This is a genomic window from Flexivirga sp. (genome assembly GCF_051955415.1).
In the GTDB taxonomy this organism is placed as follows: Bacteria; Actinomycetota; Actinomycetes; order Actinomycetales; family Dermatophilaceae; genus Flexivirga.
In genome coordinates, this window is record NZ_JBQCGS010000048.1 from 81,428 (window position 1) to 98,642 (window position 17,215).

Below are 17,215 nucleotides of genomic sequence, written 5' to 3' on the forward strand. Positions count from 1 at the left end.
TCGACTGCCCTTAGCGGTGTCTCCTAAGGGACCGCGCGATACCGCCCGTGAGCATCCTCACCGCTTCCGGTCGACTGCGGCAATCGAAAGGACTGTCGATCATCAAGATTCACCCGCCGCGCTCATGCGCGCACTGCCATGGCTCGATCAAGGTGACGGCCCGCGCTGACTCGAAGTTCTGCTCGGTGTCGTGCCGCTCGCGTTCGCGTCATGCGCGCATCGGTGCTGATCTTGCCGAGCTGGTGAGGCTCCGCGCCGAGCACACGAGCTGACCCACCAAGACCGCCGACACCGCGCCCAGGCCATCGAGCAGGGCGGCCAGAGTGTCGGCCCCGCTGCTCCGCCGATCGGCGTCGAGCGCGGACCGCTGGCGTAGGTCTTAGACAGAAGACTAGGAAGCGCGCCGGCAACCAGACGACCGTCGAGGCTCGCTCTATCTCCTTCTGCGAGCTTCGGCGGTCGTCTCCTCTTGCACCCCTGCCCGGCGTCCGCGACCGTCGGGCAGGGTTCATCTAGTTCGCACACCTGCAGCGTCGCGGCTGCAGAAATCGAGTCCCCATGAGCACGACCGCCCTTAGCGCCGACGCACCGGAGATCGCCGACACTGTTCTCGGCGTGTCCGATGCTGGCCGCGATGAGCACTACTCGCCGATCCTGCCGCGTAGCGCTTCGTCGATCTCGTCGACCGAATCGCACGCCCGCATCGTCGCCGCATGGATGCCGCAAGCTGCCGCGCTCGCAGGCATCGAAGTGCCTCAGTCCCTTAACCTTCGTGCAGCGTGGCGGCGAGGTGTCGCCCAGCTCCCCCGCGACATCGATATCGCATGGGACATCGCACGTCGTCTGAAGACCGGCGACGACGCCGCGACACTCGCCCAGGAGGCAGCCGAGCGCCTGGCAGCAACGGACGCCCGCCTGACGGTCGTCGACGACGCGCTCCGCAGCATGGAGGCGTCCGCAATCTTCGATGCAGCCGACGAGGTCGCCGAACAGCTCGACAAGCCCTTCGCCGCAGCGGCCGCAGCGCTCGCGGATGCCGCGGCTCGACTGCCCGACCCGTGGGACAGCAAGCCGCCAACAATGCTTGCTTTCTCGCAGCCGGGGCGGCACGCGTCATGGGCTGAAGCCGGCCCGCTCGGCACAGCCTCACGAGCGACCCGAGGGCATGCCGACGCAGCCTTCGCCGCGATCGATGCACTCGGCGCCCTCGCTACGTTGGCACTACGCCGCGACTCGAACAGCCATCCGCTGAACGAGGTCGTCGCGCACGACACCGACGCCGAGACAGCGAACGCCGACCGGCAGACGCTCGCCGCGTTCATCGGCGGGGGTGTCCCGTCGCTGGCGCTCCTCACGATCGCCGGCGGGCGGCTCCCGAGCATGACCCTCCGGCTGCAGCGGTAGCCCCCGCCTACTAGCTGAAGGCTCTAGGCCGGTCCGCCGGCACACCCGCCTCGCCTGTCCTCGGGCTCCGCCCGTCGCCCCTGCACCACCACTCGCACGGCCGAGGCCGTCGACTACTTCAGTCGGCAGCCTCGGCCGTTTGTTGTGTCGTGCGACGGCGTGACGCCGCTCTCGATCGTACTCTCCGATTGCGCGCTGGTGCTCTCGCGTGCGAGGCGCAGCTCCTCGGTCTTTGACGTGCGCTGCTCGTCGAGCTGGGCGCGCTGTCTACCTCGCGATCGCGCCTGAGCTGCTGGTTCCTGGCGCGACCGAGCACGGCAACGGCGCGTTGAGTCGCGGAGCGACTGAGCAACATCGAGTGAGGTCGTGCAACTCCTTACGACATGACGCATGAACGAGCTTGCGACACATCGACCCGACACGAGCACAGCCACAGGAGCGCCGCTCGCGGCCTGGCAGGCATCGCCGCACGATCGGGGGCGTCGTTGTCGCGAACGGGCGGGAGGTTGTCGAAGGGGAGGGAGTGGGACCCGCGCCGGCCGGACGCGCCACGAGGGCACAGCGAGGCCGTTCGCCCCCTCCGACCAAATTTCCGCCAAATCCGGCGGGACTCCGCCAAATACCAGGGCTCTGCATGCCCCACGAGAGGACAACATGACCACCACGCCGACGCGCAGCCCTCGCGGCAGAGGATCCGCCGAGCGCCGACGCCAACGCCGCGACGCCGAGCGCGGATATCGCCCTGTCCCGTATGACAACGACGAGTGTCGACCGTTTGTCCGCCTCTGCGATGCCGGAGCGCCGGCCTTCGTGACGTCCGGCTTTCGAGCAGACCTCCAGGCCGCCACCGATGCCGCCCGGCGCTCCGCCGAGTACCGCACTCGGCACGAAGGCACGCGCGTCACACGTCCGCACGCTGCAGGGCGTTCGCCGGTCGAGGACGGCAGCGCCCGGGCCGAAGAGATCCGGCGCGAGCTGGCCGGGCGTGGATGAGTAGGGACCGCCGATGCAGCGCCCACCTGTACCGCCCACGCGCTGAGCCGCTGGTGACGCGCGTCTTCGACGCGGTGATCGTGCCGAGCATTTGCACCTGTGGTCATCGCGCGGACGTCGAGCTGACCATCGCCCAGGCGGCCGATGTCTTCCCATTCCTGAAGCCTGCCGGCGTTTCCCCGAGGCGCCGTGCGGCAATCACACGACGAAAGGCCGCCAGTGCCTGAGATGACAAGCAAAGAGACCAACGCGCTCGCGCGCATCGTCGCGCTAGAGCGCAAGCTAGAAGCACTGACTACCGGGCGCCGCGTGGCTGTCTCCCTCGGCGTCCCAGGTGCCGACGACGCCCTCGCGTTTACTGACAAGGACGGCAATACAACCGCCGCGATCTCGACGGCCGGCGACCTGTCCGCCGCGTCATTGGCGATCGGATCCGACCCGGTCGTCTGCGGTCTGCCGATGCTCGGCACGGCCATTGATCCGACAGCCGGGCCCGCCATCCTCGACAACTGGCCGCGCGGCTCTCTCGGCGTCTACGACTTCCGCGGCCTGCCGACCATGACGTCGACGTTCTACGGCGGCGGGTCTGGCACGACACATCTTCTCGGACAGTTCGAGTGCTCACTACCCGCGGGTCGCACCTACCGGATCCACGCCTCTTGCCGTGTGAACCCGGCCGCCGACGGCACACCCGCCCAGCTCTCCGCCTCCGTGCGTGGGTACTGGCAAGGGACGCCCGACGGCACCGAACCCGCCGACCCGACGGGGACGTCGGCCGACGGCTTCCTCTTCGACAGCTCGTTTCGCGCTCCGGCGTCCGGCGCGACCGGCGTTAGCTGTCTACCAACTGCGGTGTTCCCGATTGCGGGCGATCCTTCGACGGTCTGGCGCGTGAAGATCGCCCTTGCGATTTACGCAGCTGCGGGCACGAAGGTGACGCCGTCGAAGTACAGCTCGAACGACTGGCTTATCTACGTCGAGGACGCCGGGCCCGTCGTGGAGCAGCTACCGGCCGGGCCGCCTGACGGCGCATCTGTGCAGCAATACGTCACGACGTGGGCCGCTTCCGACTCGCGCACCTGGCTATCTAACGGCACCCGCTACGACACAGGCACCGGCACTCGCCCAGCCCCTGGCGGTCTGATCCTGCAAGGCGGCGCCGGCTCGCACGGCGCGATTGTGTTCAACGGCTCGGGCGTGAATGGCGAGTCCAAGACGATCGCCGCGGCGCTATCTGGCGCGACCGTGACGAGGGCCGAGGTCTTCCTTCAGATGACGTGGGCGGAGGAGACAACGGGGCAGGTTGAAGTGCGCCCGTGGACAGGTTCGACGTTGCCGACTACGAAGGCACCGCCAGGCGCATCCGCGGACATCGTGAAGCACGACTTCACCGGCCGAGGTCAAGGTCGCTGGGTGCAGATCCCGACGTCATGGATCACCACCTCACAGACCGGCGTATGGATCGCGTCGCCTGACTGGCTGTTCCCGAACACTCACATCAACGTTGCCGGCGCGAGCTACTCGACAGCAGCCGCCCGGCCACAGCTTCGCCTCACGTACACCCGCTAACCCATCAAGCCACGCGGCCGGTGCCCTTCGGGATGCCGGCCGTTTGGTCATGGGAACAGCCGGCGCCGCGCTTAGCGGTCTAGAGCCATAGGGGGCTTGCCGACAGGTGTCCACCTAGCAACCGCCCGCCGGAGCGAGATCCGGCATCTAACCAACCCCGAATGGAAAGAACGAAGCACAATGAACACACAAGAACGCGCCGACGAATTCGTCCAGGTCGAGATACTCGCGATATCGATCTATGACGGCCACCGAGCCACATTCACCGCAGCCGGCCGCATGCACGGCCTCGGCGTCGTCGGTGAACCACTCTTGCCTTACCTCGACCACCGCGCCGAGGGTTACCTCCTGACACTGCCGCCCGATATTCGTAATCTCCGCGTGTGGGAACGCGATTGGACGCGAGCGCCGCTGAAGAGCGGCAAGCAGCCGAAGCGATATATCCCGATCTCGGCTCTCGGCGCTCCTGACGTCCAGCTCCCGGCGGTCGACGGCGAGGCGAAGTGAGCGCGCAGGACCGATGCCCCGACGATCGCATCGCGGTCTATGTCGACGCGCGCCCCTTTGCCGACCGTGACGCGCTGATCGTCGCGCACCTGTTTGGTTGGCACGCGACCATGACTCGTGATGAGTACGTTGCTGCGTGCGCTGCCGCGACTGAGCGAACGGGCGCAGAGGTCGAACCACGGCCGGACGTCCTCGACTCGCTGCCCGACGAGGATCCGCTCGCGGGTCGCCTGGCGCACGCGATCGAGCGAGAGTGCCCGGTCGATACAGCTCCGACGAACAGCGCCGAGAAGGCCGAAGACACCGACGACAAGCCTGGTAAGGGTTTCGGCGCGGCCGAGGTGGTCGGCTTCGTCGAGGAACGCTTCGAGCTGGCGACCGACGATGACGGGCAGCCGATCGCCGTCCCGCGCACAGGTCCACGGATCGCCGTCGGCCTGCCAACGCTGAAACACCGGATGCAAGCCGAGATCTTCGAGGAGCTGGGCAAGACGCCGAGTACCTCGACGATCGCGACGGCGTTCGGGATCCTCACCGGCCGCGCCGAGCGTGCGCCGAAGACTCGCGTAGCCCTCCGCGTCGCCGAGCGCGGCGACGAGCTGCACATCGACCTCGGCACCGAGGGCGCTACGACCGTCCGCGTCACCCGCGACGGCTGGCAGCTCGACACCGTGCCTACGACCTTCCGCCGAACGCGCGCGAGTTACCCCCTGCCGTCGCCGATCCACACGGCCGGCGATGCCCGCGCCGAGTTCGCCGAGCTGCTCTCACTCGACGTCGAGGGCGAGATCTTCCGGTGCTTATGGGGATGGCTCGTCGCGTCATGGTTCGCCGACATCGCCCGGCCGATGCTGTGGTGTACAGGGCTTCAAGGCTCCGGTAAGTCGACCCGCGCGCGCATGGTGCTATCACTCGTCGACCCCGCGCCCGCCCTCGGCGGCACCCTCGGCAAAAACGCCCGCGACGACTCCACAGTCGCCGCAGGCCGGCATATCCCGACGTGGGACAACGTCGGCACCGTGTCGGCCGCCACGTCGGACCACATATGCCGCATCGTGACCGGCGTAACCGACGAGGAGCGTCTTCTCTACGCACAAGGGCAGACGTACGCGATGACCTACAAGCGCGCCGCGATCGCGACGTCGATCCTGCTGCCTCATGGTCTGCAGTCCGACGCCGTCGAGCGGCTCCTCGTGGTCGACTTCACCCGCCCCGACGAGGCACACCGCCGCACGGAACTCGCCATCTGGCAGGCGTTCACCGCTGCCCAGCCGCGGATCCTCGGCGCGCTACTGGACGACCTCGCCGCCGTGCTGAAGCACCGGCAGACCGTCTCCCTCGACGAGTTGCCGCGCATGGCCGACTACACGACGATCCTGCATGCCCTCGACGCCGAGCGCGGCGGAGATCACGCCCGCGCCTACCTCGACCGGCACCGCCGCACTCTCGCGGGCACCGCCGAAGAGGACGTGTGGATGCAGGCCGTTATCCGCCTGGCGAAGACGGCCGTCCTGCAGTACCGGCAAAACGACGGGCGCCAGCCCGCGGGCAAGAGGGGCGGACACTGCCCCTGGTCCCTCGCTGTCGACGGTGCGGTTGAGACCATGCCGGGCGTGACGTTCGCCGAAGGATGGCGCGGCACGCCGACCGAGCTACACGCGGCGATCCTGCTGCTACTCGGCGACCACTCCGGTAACAAGCCGGTCGGGCGGAACGCGATCAAGGGACAGCTACTGCAGCACACTGTGCCCCTGGCCGCCGCTGGCGTCCTGGTCAATCCCGAGGCGCGCGTCGGCGCTGAGAGTCGCCGCGTGATCGAGCTTCGCTGGACCGGCGACGAGTACGCCCTCGCGGCTTAGCACTGACTGAACGCCCCGCCCCTCACGTCGAGGAGCGGGGCGTTTCGTCGTCCCGGTGGCCGTCGGTGTCGGGCAGTTTTGATTCTGAAACTGCCCGAGTCGGGCAGTTTCGGGCAACTTCGGGCAGTTTCAAAACGCAAACTGCCCGACGCGAAACCGCAGAACGACGCCGATTACGGCCGCTGAAGGCCCGTTTCGGGCAGTTCGGGCAGTTTTTGCGGGCTCTCTCTATCTTCACGATTTGAGGGAAGAGAGAAGAACTGCTCGGGGGCGGGAAACTAAAAGTGTGCCCGCAAAAGTTGCCCGTTCTGCCCGAGAGAGCTGCCTCACACTCGCGTGCTCAAGGGTTGCCTTCATCGACGCTGCTGACTTCGTGGAAGGGCCTACCTTCCACCTCGAATAGGTCACCCTCGTCGGTTCTGGTCCACCAAACACCTGCAGCATCTCGAAAGTAGAGATGAGGCGCGGCGCATCCGTCCAGCTTGCGGTCGGTCTGCGCCGCTACATGCGCATGTCCATTCTCGCCCCCTGGGACAAAGCCGACAAGCCATACCCGCGACGCCCCATGCAGTTGTACCGCAGCTTCATATATCGGCCACGGCGATGCATTCATCACCTCGCAGGTGGTCGGGTAGCTCGGTAAGAGGCGCTCCGCAGCTGGCAAGCTTTTCGGGCCGAGCTGGTAGTGGTTATGCGCCGACGCCTCACCTGCTACTCGAAGAATCGCGCTAACACACCTCGCTTGCTGACGACGCGCGTCGTTGTCACGCTGCTTTTGATCTAGGTCACGCTGTTTTTGATCGGTCCGAAACTGCCCGAGCTGCCGACTACCGACGACGATCGCGACAATCAGCGCCGCGACCGTACCCAGCGCTCCAAATGCAGTGAAGGCGAACGTCGCCCAATCGAAGCTGTCGTGCATGGTCGAACGTTACTGCCTGCGGCGTCGGACTGCATTAGATACTCATAGATGCCGGAATAGCCACCGATGATCTACACGGCGACGCTCGGCCCTGTGCTACAACGTGGGGTCTAGGTCGTGCAGTGCGATCCACACGTAGTAGCCGGGGACTGCCGTGCCTGTGCTCCACGCAAATGGTCCGTCGGGACCATCGTTAACAAGGCTCAGGATCCGCACTCGAAACTCTTCCGATAGAGCGGCCCGTTGCTCCGCGGAGAGCCCTGGCCGGTATGCGAGGCCGTATGAGTAACCGCCCGGCTTCTTCTCCGCGACGATGTACGCGGCTGTGAACTCTGAGGGACCTTGCTCGGCAACTTCGTGGAACTCTGTGACGTTGATCCCGGCACTTACAAGCCACTGGAACTCTGATGGGGTCGCCATGCTTGCTTAAAGTCCCTCGACGAACGTCAGGTTCACCCATACGTAGTAACCCGGAGTTCGTTCGCCGCGTTGCCACACGTAAGGCCCCTCCGGTCCGGCCGCACGAAAGCCGTCGATTCGGCGCGTGACGTCCTCCGCGACTGCCTCCCGCTCGCCCGCCGACAGACCCGGCCTGTAGAGGAAGTGGTAGTCGAACTGGTCATCGCCGACGGCTTCGGCGAGTAAGTAGGCCGCCGCGTACTCCGACGGTGCCTGCTCGAACAGTTCGGGCGACTCTTCGATGACTACGCACACGTCGCGTAGTGGTGCGAACTCGGAAGGGATGGACATGTCGAGCAGGCTAGACCCCGCGCTTGATCTTGACGACCGGCTTCGTGAAGCGGATGGTCTTGCCGCCGCTCTCGAAATCGACCGGCTCCAACGTCAGCGACGCGGCGACGGGGCCGTCGTACTGCTGCAGCTCTTCGCGGAGACTAGAGACTTGCGTCGCGAACGACCATGCGGCCGTTCTGAATTCGAAGGCTCCGAGAGTCGGGTCGTTAGCGAGCCGAAACCAAAGTCTCATCAGCGGCAGCATCTCCCGCGCGCCATCGTGCTCTGCTCCGCTCGTGAACTCGCGAGGGTCGAATGGCAGCGCCTCACCATGGCCGCGCGGCCAGATGTAGAAGTGGGCGTCGAGCGCCTTCTCGGGGTCGTCGAGGATGATGTCGACCGAGCCGCTCGTCGTGAAGACCTCGACGTTGTCGTCGCCCTTGGTCTCCCACTCCTGCGGCTCGTCGCCGCCCATGAGTGACTGCACCTTGTCGGCGACCTCGGGGTCGCCCGTGGTGACGCGCCACTCCGAAAGCGAGATCGGCTTACCGGAGATCTGATGGCCGGACCGGAAGCGGCCGACGACGTCGTTCGCGAACCTCACAGCTCGACCGGCTCTAGGAGGGCAAGGCATTCGACGCTGAGGTACTGGAACAGTTCGTCACCGAAGTCGACGAGCACCGCGCCGCCCTCCTCGTCACGCATGGCGACGCCGTGCCGCCCGACCGTTACGGCTGCATCGACATAGCCGACACCAGGACCATCTGCGCCCGGCTCCCGAAGCACGAGGACGTGATCGCCGACCTGAAAGCCGTCGATGTAGGTCGGCTTACTGTCTCGCAGCTCGCGCGCAGAGGTGATTTCGGTCGTAAGGGTGTTGATTCGCATGATGTTCTCCTTCTTGATTACGGCGAGACCTCCCCGCCGAAGTTCTTGTTAGTTGGCGGCGTCCTCGCCAGCCCATTCGAGCGCGAGGCGCTCGCGTCCCCGCCATGTGGCGTTACCGCCGTGCCCGAGCTGTGACTCTGTCGGTATGACTCGCACGCGATCGAGGAACAGAGCGAGCATCCCGCGTTGGTCTTCGATGCTGAGCGATTGCCAGTAGCCCCCCTCTTCGAGAGGATCCTCACCGAGGATCTCGGGTTCGAGCCACGGAATGAGCGGGGCGTCTGCGGCCTCAATCTCCGCCAGCTCGGCGCGCGCCGTAGCAACACGTTCGGAGATCGCCCGCGCCTGCCGCCTGTAGCGCTCCGTTCCGCTCTCGCCCTCGAATACCCCTGCGGTTCGGTCGTCGTCGAGTTGCTCTAGCGCCCGCTCGCCGTCCGCGATGAGGGCTCGCAGCTCCGGACCGCGCCCGCCGTCGACGGTCAGCCGCCCGGCGTAACGCTTCGTCGCTTCGAGGAGCAGCGCCGCGTCTGCTTCGTCCTTTGGATCGAGGAGAGGCAGACGACGGAGCACCACGTCGGCGACATAGGTATCCGTGTAGTGGAGCGCAACGGTCGTTCCGTCGCAGCTCGACGACTTCCGCCGATGCTTGCTGCAGCGGTACGAACCGCCGCCGGGGGAGGAGTCGCGCCGCTCGGCTTGCATCGGCCCGCCACAGTGCCCGCACACCAACAAAAAGCCACCGAAAAGCGAAGCCTTCTTCGCGAGACCGCGAGGCAGCGCACGGGCATCTAAGGCGTCCTGCAGCCGCGCGAACGTCGCGCCGTCGACGACGCCCTCCCAGGGTTGGACTAGCTCGCGGGTCTCCTCATCGCGCTCGATCTCGACCCGGCCATCGCGGATGTGTGGCGCCGACTTTTCTTGTCGCCACTTCGGCATGTAACCGCCGATTGCGGGGGAGCGGAGCACGCGCGTCAGCGTCGACGGCGCCCACTCTGCGCCGCGTCGAGTCCGGATGCCGCGAGAGTTCAAGTCGGCAACGAGTGAGCGCACCGACTCACCCGCGAGCACGCGCTCGACGACGTCTAGAAGGACCGGGCCGTCGGCAGGATGGGGGCGCAGCCTTCGGACGCTGAGACTTCCAACTCGCTCGCTGTAGGACTCCATGCCGAACACGACCGGCCCGCCCGATGCGGATCCCGCTCGGCGAAGAGTCGCCTTCGCGCCGCTACTCCGTGCCGATATGTTCGCCGACTCTTGCTCGGCGAGGGCCGCGATGAGGCCGAAGATGCCCCGGCCGATCGGCGTTGACGTGTCGAGGAACTGCTCTTGCACCGAGACGAGTTCGCCGCCGGCAGCGATGATCTCGCCCATGTATTTGTGCGCTTCGATGACGCCCTTCCGCGTGAGGCGGTCGAGCTTGTAAACGATCAGCCGCGACGCTTCGCCTCGCCGGATAGCGGCGAGCGCGGCGTCGAGTCCAGGGCGACTCACCTTGTCTTGGTAGCCGCTGGCGCCAATGTCCGCGAAGTCGGCGACTACGTCCCATCCTCTAAGGCGGGCGAGTTCGTGGCACTTCGCCTGCTGCGTCTCTGTGCTCGCCTCGCTGCCGTCGTTGCGCGCCTTCGACTGTCTCGCGAGCGTTACCGCCTGCTCTCGCTGTTCCATGTGAGCAAGCTACACGTTCAGTCGAGCGTGGCACCCCACTCGCCGACGTGATGCGGGCGCAGGCGCAGGACGCCCGCGACTCCAGCAAGCAACAACTGATCGAGCTCGGTGGCCGTCGCGAACTCATGATGATGGTCCCGGTCGTCTTCCTCGTCCTGCCGGTCACCGTCCTGTTCGCCATTTTCCCCGGCCTCGGCGTGCTCAACATGTCCATTTGACCCGTCACAGAACACGATTCACCCCCAGGAGGAAACATGACCGTCATCGCGAAGATGCAGTCACGGACCATACGTGCGGCACATGCGCTGCACGAACGCATCGGCGACGCCGCTGAACGCGAACGCGGTGACGTCCCGGGCTGGGTGCTCATCACCATCATGACCGCCGGCCTGGTCACCGTGCTCTGGGCGACGGCGCAGGACGCACTCACCACGCTGTTCAGCAGCGCCGTCAACGGCGTCACCGGGAAGAAGTAGGTCGTGCGGGCCACCCGCCCGCGCGTCGCGCACCGTCTCCGGCAAGGCACCGAGAGCGGTTCGGCCACAGCAGAGTTCGCGCTCGTCGGCGCCCTCGTGGTGCTGTTCTTCCTGGCTGCGTTCCAGGTTGGTTTCTCGCTCTATGTGCGGAACACGCTGATCGAGAACGCCACGGAGGGTGCGCGCCTGGGAGCGCGCGCCGACGCGAAGCCGGCGATGGGCGCACAACGCGCCGCCGAACTGATCCGGGCAAGTCTGGCCGACCGGTATGCCGACAATGTCACCGCCGCGACGGTGACCGAGGGCGGCGCGCAAGTGGTGAAGGTGACCGTGCGCGCGCCCCTGCCGATCGTCGGCCCCTTCGGACCGTCGCAGTCGCTGACCGTCTCCGGCCGCGCATATGCCGAGGCACAGCCATGAGGATGCCGGCATACCGGCCACCGGCAGGGCACTCGCCGCGACCGGGACTGCGGGACACGGCGCTCGCGCGCCGTCTCCGATGCCGGCTGGTCGGCGGGGACGAGCGGGGGAGCGCCCTGATCGAGTTCATCGTCGTCGGGTTGCTGCTGACGCTGCCGGTGTTCTACCTGGTGATCACCCTGGCCCGGCTCCAGGCCGGCACGTATGCCGTCGCGGCCGCCGCCCGCGAGTCGTCCCGGATGTTCGTGACGGCCGACAGCGACGCGGCCGGCGCCCGGCGGTCGGAGGCCGCCGCGGCGATGTCCTTCGCGGATCAGGGATTCACCGGCGAGGGATCGGTGCGCATGCGGTGCAGCAGGCAGCCGTGCCTCAGCCCGGACTCCGTCATCGAAGGAGTGGCCGACCTGGACGTCGACTTGCCGTTGATCCCGGACTTCCTGCGCGGCGTGGTGCCCTCGAGCATCCACGTGCATTCCCGGCATGCCGAGGTCGTGGACCACTACCGCCACTACGGGGCACGATGAGATGGCCCGCGGCCCTGCGGGACAGGGCGCCCAGGCGTGCGGACGAGGGTGGCCGGGTCGTGCTGCTGATCGCCGGCCTCTTCGGCATCCTGGCGATGCTCATCGTGGGCGGGGTGGACGTCACCGCCATACAACTGGCGCGGATGCAGGTGATGGACGCTACCGATGCCGCTGCCGCCGACGCGGCGGATGCCGCCGACCAGGCCAGCCTCTACAAGGGCGGACTCGGCTCGCAGCTCACCCTGTCGGACCGTTCGGTGCAGCAGACGGCGGCCAGCACACTGACGCGGCAGGACCGGCCGGCCCATGTCACCGACTGGCGGGTCACCGACGGGACGGGGGCGCAGAATGCCCGTACCGCGGTGGTGCGTGTTTCCGCCGTGGTGCATCCGCCGCTGCTCGGTGGTGTGGTTTCGGGCATGTTCGGCGACGTGCACATCACCGTGCAGTCCCGTGCCAGGGCGCACGTCGACTGAAGATGATCAGAGCGGTGTGAGGTGAGGCCTCGAGGAAGCCCGTGCCCGGCGCCGTGCCGCTGCACGCGACCGAGCCGGATGGCCCGTGGCGGCCGGTGGCGCCGCCGCGCCGTCGGCATACCGGACCTCACGCCGTACGCTGTGACGTTGTGGCTACCGATTTTCCTGTCGAGATCAAGGCATTGCGGACGACCATGGACACCGTCCGTGGGGTGACCGACCTCGACGCCCTGCGCACCCAGATCGCCGATCTGGAGCAGCAGTCCGCCGCGCCCGACCTGTGGGACGACCCCGAGCACGCCCAGCAGGTCACCAGCAGCCTGTCCCGGGCGAACGCCGAGCTGGAGCGCGTGGAGACGATGGACCAGCGCATCGACGACCTCGAGGTGCTGGTCGAGATGGCGCAGGAGGAGAACGACGCCGACACCCTCGCCGAGGCGGACAAGGAGCTGACCGACCTGCGCAAGGCCGTCGGTGAGCTGGAGGTCCGCACCCTGCTCAACGGCGAATACGACCAGCGCGAGGCCGTGGTCACCATCCGCGCCGGCGCCGGCGGCGTGGACGCCGCCGACTTCGCCGAGATGTTGATGCGCATGTACCTGCGCTGGGCCGAGCGCCACGGCTACCCCACCAAGGTCATGGACACCTCGTATGCCGAGGAGGCAGGCCTCAAGTCGGCGACCTTTGAGGTCAACGTCCCCTACGCCTACGGCAACCTGTCGGTCGAGGCCGGCACCCACCGACTGGTCCGGATCAGCCCGTTCGACAACCAGGGCCGGCGGCAGACGTCGTTCGCCGCGGTGGAGGTGGTGCCGCTCATCGAGCAGACCGACTCCATCGAGATCCCCGAGAACGAGCTCAAGATCGACGTCTTCCGCTCCTCGGGCCCCGGCGGCCAGAGCGTCAACACCACCGACTCGGCGGTCCGGATGACGCACATCCCGACCGGCACCGTCGTGTCGATGCAGAACGAGAAGTCGCAGATCCAGAACCGTGCCGCTGCCCTGCGTGTCATGCAGTCCCGGCTGCTGCTGATCCGTCGCGAGCAGGAGGCCGCGGAGAAGAAGGAGCTCGCCGGCGACATCAAGGCCAGCTGGGGCGACCAAATGCGGTCCTACGTGCTCCACCCCTACCAGATGGTCAAGGACCTGCGCACCGAGCACGAGGTCGGCAAGACGGATGCGGTCTTCGACGGCGACATCGATGACTTCATGGAGGCCGGCATCCGCTGGAAGCGCAGCCAGGAGAAATCCGCCGCCGAGTGAGTCGGACCGGTCCGATACCGGCGACCGTTGCCGGTTGTGTACGCCGGCAGAGTGTTTTCCCGGTCCCATTCGGCGACCGTTGCCGGTTGTGCGCGGGTCGGGCGGCCGGACCGGTCCGATACCGGCGACCGTTGCTGGTTGTGTACGCGTGGAGGGTGTTTTCCCGGTCCTAATCGGCGACCGTTGCTGGTTGTGTACGCGTGGAGGGTGTTTTCCGGTCCGAACCGGCGACCGTTGCCGGTTGTGCACAAGCCTGAGATCTCTGAGCACTGCTGAGGAATTTGTGACTCCCGGGCGCGCCTGACCGATCCCGCGCGGGTGGCGGCATACGGTGTTGCGGCCAGTGAACTGCCCCTGCGAAAAGGCTTCCCCTCTCAGATGATTCGATTCGAACACGTCACCAAGCGGTATGCCGCGGGCAGTTCCGCAGCGCTCGACGACGTGAGCCTCGACATCGATCGGGGCGAGTTCGTCTTCGTGGTCGGCTCGTCGGGCTCCGGCAAGTCCACCATGATGCGACTGGTGACCCGCGAGATCACGCCGAGCGCGGGCTCCATCCTCGTCGCCGGGCGCGACCTGGTGCCCATGCCGGACCGCAAGGTCCCCACGCTGCGCCGCGACATCGGCGTGGTCTTCCAGGACTTCCGGTTGCTGGAGGGCAAGACCGTCTACCAGAACGTCGCATTCGTGCTGCGAGTGCTGGGCAGCAAACGCCACCAGATCAAGCAGCTGGTGCCCGAGACGCTCGACCTCGTCGGCCTGGATGGTATGGCGGGACGGCTGCCCCACGAGCTGTCCGGCGGCGAGCAGCAGCGGGTGGCGATCGCCCGCGCGGTGGTCAAGAAGCCACCGATCCTGCTGGCCGACGAACCGACCGGCAACCTCGACCCCGAGACGAGCGCGGAGATCGTGAAGGTCCTCGACCGCATCAACAAGACCGACACCACCGTCGTGATGGCCACCCACGACCAGGGCATCGTCGACGTCTTCCAGAAGCGGGTGATCGAGCTGAAGGACGGCGTGCTGGTCCGCGACGAGGAGCGTGGCGGCTACGCCGCGGACCAGACCCGGATGCGCGAACTGGAGGCCGAACGCGCGGCCCGCGCCCTGCAGCGGGACGAGGGCTGATCCGATGCGGCTGACATTCCTGCTCGGCGAGGTCGGCAACGGCATCCGCCGCAACGCCTCGATGATCGTCTCGGTCGTGCTCGTGTCGATGGTTTCGCTGTTCTTCCTCGGCGCCGGACTGCTCGCGCAGCGCGAGGTCAGTGTGGCCAAGGGCTTCTGGTACGACAAGGTCCAGGTCTCGATCTTCTTCTGCACCCCGCAGTCCACCCAGGCCGAGTCCTGCGCCGACGGTGCCGCGACCCAGGCACAGAAGGACCAGGTCAAGAGCCAGCTGGACGGCATGAAACCGCTGGTGGAGCACGTCTACTACGAGAGCGAGCAGCAGGCCTACGACCGCTTCAAGAAGCAGTTCCGCAACAGCCCCTATCTGTCGGACATCAGCGCCGACGCAATGCCCTCGTCATACCGGGTCAAACTGTCCGACCCGGACAAGTACAACGAGATCGTCGCCTCCTTCGAGGGCCAGCCCGGTGTCGAGGCGGTCAGTGACCAGAGCAGCGTCTTGAGCACCTTCTTCAAGCTGCTGCACGTGATCAGCGTCGGCGCGGTCGCGCTCGCGGTCGTGATGGTGATCTGCGCGATCCTGTTGATCACCACCACGATCCGTCAAGTCGCGTTCACACGCAGACGGCAGGTCAGCATCATGCGGCTGGTGGGTGCGTCCTCGACCGTCATCTACCTGCCGTTCGTCCTGGAAATCCTGCTGGCGACGCTGGTCGGCGCCGCCTTCGCGGTCGGGCTGCTCTGGGCCCTGGTGCATTACGGCGTCGAGGGCCTGTTCAACAGCAGCGGATCATCAACCGGCAATCTGGTCAGCATGATCGGCACCGGGGACGTCTGGGACTTCGCGCCCTGGCTGTGCGCCGGCGCCATCGTGATCGCCCTGGCCACGGCGTGGATCACCTTGCGTCGTTATCTGAGGGTTTGAGGAGCCACGTATGTCGTCCACCCACCGCAGCCCACTGTCCCGCGGCCGGCTGATCGCCGGGGCCTGTGCCGTCGCCGTCATGGCGACCGTCATCGCCGCTCCGGCATCGGCCGACGTCGACGACCAGAAGCGCAAGTCCGACAGCAAGGTCGCCGCCGCCCAGCAGAACCTGGACGACACGTCCGCCGCGCTGGTCAAGGTGAACAAGCAACTGGTCGAGACCAACAAGAAGGTCGCCTCGGCCCAGCACAAGCTCACCGCGGCCAACACCGCGCTCACCAAGGCCAACAACCACCTGCGCGACATGCGCTCGGAGCTGGCGATCGCCAAGGCGGACGAGAGCAAGAACGAGAACGCCCTGCAGACCAACAAGGCCGCGCAGGCCAAGTCGAAGGTGCTGGTCGGCGGGATCGCCCGGCAGAGCTACATGTCCGGCGGCCTGGGCAATCTGCAGCTGACGCTGAACATCCTTACCAGCCACGGCGACGTGACCACCAAGTTGTCCGTCGCCGACATGGTGATGCGGCAGCAGGGTGGCGTGCTGAGCACGCTGGCCAGCGAGCAGGCCAAGGGCACCGCCGCCGGTGACCGGCTCAGCGCCGCACGAAGGCGGATCGCCACCTTGACCGTCAAAGCGACCAATGCGCAGACCTCGGCGCAGAAGGCGCAGCAGTCGGCGACCAGCGCGCGCAACGCCGTCGTCTCCCTGCAGAAGACGCAGACCAAGCAACGCAATGCCCTCGCCGCGCAGAAGAAGACCGAATTGGCCAACCTGAAGAAGCAGAAGCAGGAGTCCGCGCGGTTGGCGGAGATCATCCGCCAGCGCAACATCGCCGCCGCGAAGGCGGCCAAGCGCAAGCGCGAGACGGCGACCCGCGTGGCCACGCCGCCGGTGGCACGCTCGTCCGGAGGCGGCGTCCTGGCGGCGCCGGGCGCGATCGGCTCCATCGTCTCCGGCTTCGGTATGCGGGTGAATCCGGTGCTGCACATCAGCATGCTGCACGCCGGTGACGACTTCCCCTACCCGTGCGGCACCCCGGTGCACGCGGCCCGGGGCGGCACCGTGGCCAGCACCGGCTGGGACAGTGCCGGCGGCAACTTCGTGCTGATCGACCACGGGTACATCGGCGGCGCCAACATCGCCAGCTACTACGCGCACTTCGAGCGGGCCGCGGTCGTGCACACCGGCCAGCACGTCAGCAAGGGACAACTGATCGGTTACTCCGGCACGACCGGGCGCTCCACCGGCTGTCACATGCACTTCGGCGTGATGGCGAACGGTCGGTGGGTCAACCCGATCCCGTACATCTCCTAGCCGACGTTTTGTCGATCCGACGGTTTGCGCCGACCCGGGGGTATGCCGGTCGCGCGTCATACGCCGCGATGGGCATAGTCGGGACGCTGCGATGAGCCGGGGGTATGCCGATCGCGCGGCATACCCCGCGATGGGCATAGTCGG

20 protein-coding genes are annotated in these 17,215 nt (G+C 67.0%); 15 read left to right on the forward strand and 5 right to left on the reverse strand.

All coding sequences use genetic code 11. The features are described from left to right. Window positions 1–47 precede the first annotated feature (47 nt). The 6 genes from ACTHL4_RS08295 to ACTHL4_RS08320 all read left to right on the forward strand — a co-directional run bounded on the left by ACTHL4_RS08295 (window position 48) and on the right by ACTHL4_RS08320 (window position 6,332). On the forward strand, window positions 48–272 hold the full coding sequence (locus ACTHL4_RS08295; protein ID WP_440282276.1) for a hypothetical protein: 225 nt from the start codon (window positions 48–50) through the stop codon (window positions 270–272). A gap of 286 nt (window positions 273–558) precedes the next feature. Further along, window positions 559–1,404 (forward strand): hypothetical protein, encoded by an 846-nt coding sequence (locus tag ACTHL4_RS08300; RefSeq protein WP_440282277.1) that lies wholly within the window; start codon window positions 559–561, stop codon window positions 1,402–1,404. Window positions 1,405–2,450: 1,046 nt separating this feature from the next. Next, window positions 2,451–2,624 carry a hypothetical protein gene (locus tag ACTHL4_RS08305; RefSeq protein WP_440282278.1) on the forward strand — a complete coding sequence of 58 codons (174 nt, stop codon included), beginning with the start codon at window positions 2,451–2,453 and terminating at the stop codon, window positions 2,622–2,624. A 1-nt stretch (window position 2,625) separates the two neighbouring features. Beyond that, window positions 2,626–3,966 (forward strand): hypothetical protein, encoded by a 1,341-nt coding sequence (locus ACTHL4_RS08310; RefSeq protein ID WP_440282279.1) that lies wholly within the window; start codon window positions 2,626–2,628, stop codon window positions 3,964–3,966. Window positions 3,967–4,062: 96 nt separating this feature from the next. Then, window positions 4,063–4,473, forward strand: a complete 411-nt coding sequence (locus tag ACTHL4_RS08315) for a hypothetical protein (RefSeq protein WP_440282280.1) — start codon at window positions 4,063–4,065, stop codon at window positions 4,471–4,473. Next, the gene (locus tag ACTHL4_RS08320) at window positions 4,470–6,332 is read left to right on the forward strand and encodes a hypothetical protein (RefSeq protein ID WP_440282281.1); all 1,863 of its coding nucleotides are present in this window, start codon (window positions 4,470–4,472) and stop codon (window positions 6,330–6,332) included. The genes ACTHL4_RS08315 and ACTHL4_RS08320 overlap by 4 nt, the downstream gene beginning before the upstream one ends. Before the next feature lie 340 nt (window positions 6,333–6,672). On the opposite strand, the gene ACTHL4_RS08325 is transcribed toward ACTHL4_RS08320, so the two are convergent. The 5 genes from ACTHL4_RS08325 to ACTHL4_RS08345 form a co-directional block, all read right to left on the reverse strand. Next, complete coding sequence (locus tag ACTHL4_RS08325) at window positions 6,673–7,254, reverse strand: hypothetical protein (protein WP_440282282.1); 582 nt, start codon at window positions 7,252–7,254, stop codon at window positions 6,673–6,675. Window positions 7,255–7,680: 426 nt separating this feature from the next. Beyond that, on the reverse strand, window positions 7,681–8,004 hold the full coding sequence (locus ACTHL4_RS08330) for a hypothetical protein (RefSeq protein ID WP_440282283.1): 324 nt from the start codon (window positions 8,002–8,004) through the stop codon (window positions 7,681–7,683). Window positions 8,005–8,014: 10 nt separating this feature from the next. Beyond that, entirely contained in the window at window positions 8,015–8,590 is a 576-nt protein-coding gene (locus ACTHL4_RS08335) for a recombination directionality factor (RefSeq protein ID WP_440282284.1), read from the reverse strand. Beyond that, window positions 8,587–8,874 carry a hypothetical protein gene (locus tag ACTHL4_RS08340; RefSeq protein WP_440282285.1) on the reverse strand — a complete coding sequence of 96 codons (288 nt, stop codon included), beginning with the start codon at window positions 8,872–8,874 and terminating at the stop codon, window positions 8,587–8,589. Before ACTHL4_RS08340 ends, ACTHL4_RS08335 begins: the two co-directional genes overlap by 4 nt. A 48-nt stretch (window positions 8,875–8,922) precedes the next feature. Beyond that, a complete protein-coding gene (locus ACTHL4_RS08345; RefSeq protein ID WP_440282286.1) occupies window positions 8,923–10,539 on the reverse strand; it encodes a recombinase family protein in 1,617 nt (538 codons plus the stop codon). On the opposite strand from ACTHL4_RS08345, the gene ACTHL4_RS08350 reads away from it, so the two are divergent. From ACTHL4_RS08350 to ACTHL4_RS08390, 9 genes are all read left to right on the forward strand, one after another. Further along, window positions 10,464–10,757 (forward strand): type II secretion system F family protein, encoded by a 294-nt coding sequence (locus tag ACTHL4_RS08350; RefSeq protein WP_440282335.1) that lies wholly within the window; start codon window positions 10,464–10,466, stop codon window positions 10,755–10,757. The genes ACTHL4_RS08345 and ACTHL4_RS08350 overlap by 76 nt on opposite strands. A 36-nt stretch (window positions 10,758–10,793) precedes the next feature. Beyond that, on the forward strand, window positions 10,794–11,015 hold the full coding sequence (locus ACTHL4_RS08355; protein WP_440282287.1) for a hypothetical protein: 222 nt from the start codon (window positions 10,794–10,796) through the stop codon (window positions 11,013–11,015). A 3-nt stretch (window positions 11,016–11,018) separates the two neighbouring features. Beyond that, on the forward strand, window positions 11,019–11,435 hold the full coding sequence (locus ACTHL4_RS08360) for a TadE/TadG family type IV pilus assembly protein (protein ID WP_440282288.1): 417 nt from the start codon (window positions 11,019–11,021) through the stop codon (window positions 11,433–11,435). Then, window positions 11,432–11,959 (forward strand): pilus assembly protein, encoded by a 528-nt coding sequence (locus tag ACTHL4_RS08365; RefSeq protein ID WP_440282289.1) that lies wholly within the window; start codon window positions 11,432–11,434, stop codon window positions 11,957–11,959. The genes ACTHL4_RS08360 and ACTHL4_RS08365 overlap by 4 nt, the downstream gene beginning before the upstream one ends. Further along, window positions 11,956–12,435: a pilus assembly protein TadG-related protein gene (locus tag ACTHL4_RS08370; RefSeq protein ID WP_440282290.1), complete on the forward strand. Its 480-nt coding sequence runs from the start codon at window positions 11,956–11,958 to the stop codon at window positions 12,433–12,435. The genes ACTHL4_RS08365 and ACTHL4_RS08370 overlap by 4 nt, the downstream gene beginning before the upstream one ends. Window positions 12,436–12,584: 149 nt before the next feature. Continuing rightward, window positions 12,585–13,700 (forward strand): peptide chain release factor 2, encoded by a 1,116-nt coding sequence (prfB, locus tag ACTHL4_RS08375; RefSeq protein ID WP_440282291.1) that lies wholly within the window; start codon window positions 12,585–12,587, stop codon window positions 13,698–13,700. A 378-nt stretch (window positions 13,701–14,078) separates the two neighbouring features. Next, window positions 14,079–14,828, forward strand: coding sequence for a cell division ATP-binding protein FtsE (gene ftsE / locus ACTHL4_RS08380; protein ID WP_440282292.1), 750 nt, complete (start codon window positions 14,079–14,081; stop codon window positions 14,826–14,828). Between the two features lie 4 nt (window positions 14,829–14,832). Further along, window positions 14,833–15,756, forward strand: coding sequence for a permease-like cell division protein FtsX (gene ftsX / locus ACTHL4_RS08385; RefSeq protein WP_440282293.1), 924 nt, complete (start codon window positions 14,833–14,835; stop codon window positions 15,754–15,756). 10 nt (window positions 15,757–15,766) lie between these two features. After that, window positions 15,767–17,071, forward strand: coding sequence for a peptidoglycan DD-metalloendopeptidase family protein (locus tag ACTHL4_RS08390; protein ID WP_440282294.1), 1,305 nt, complete (start codon window positions 15,767–15,769; stop codon window positions 17,069–17,071). Window positions 17,072–17,215: the final 144 nt, after the last annotated feature.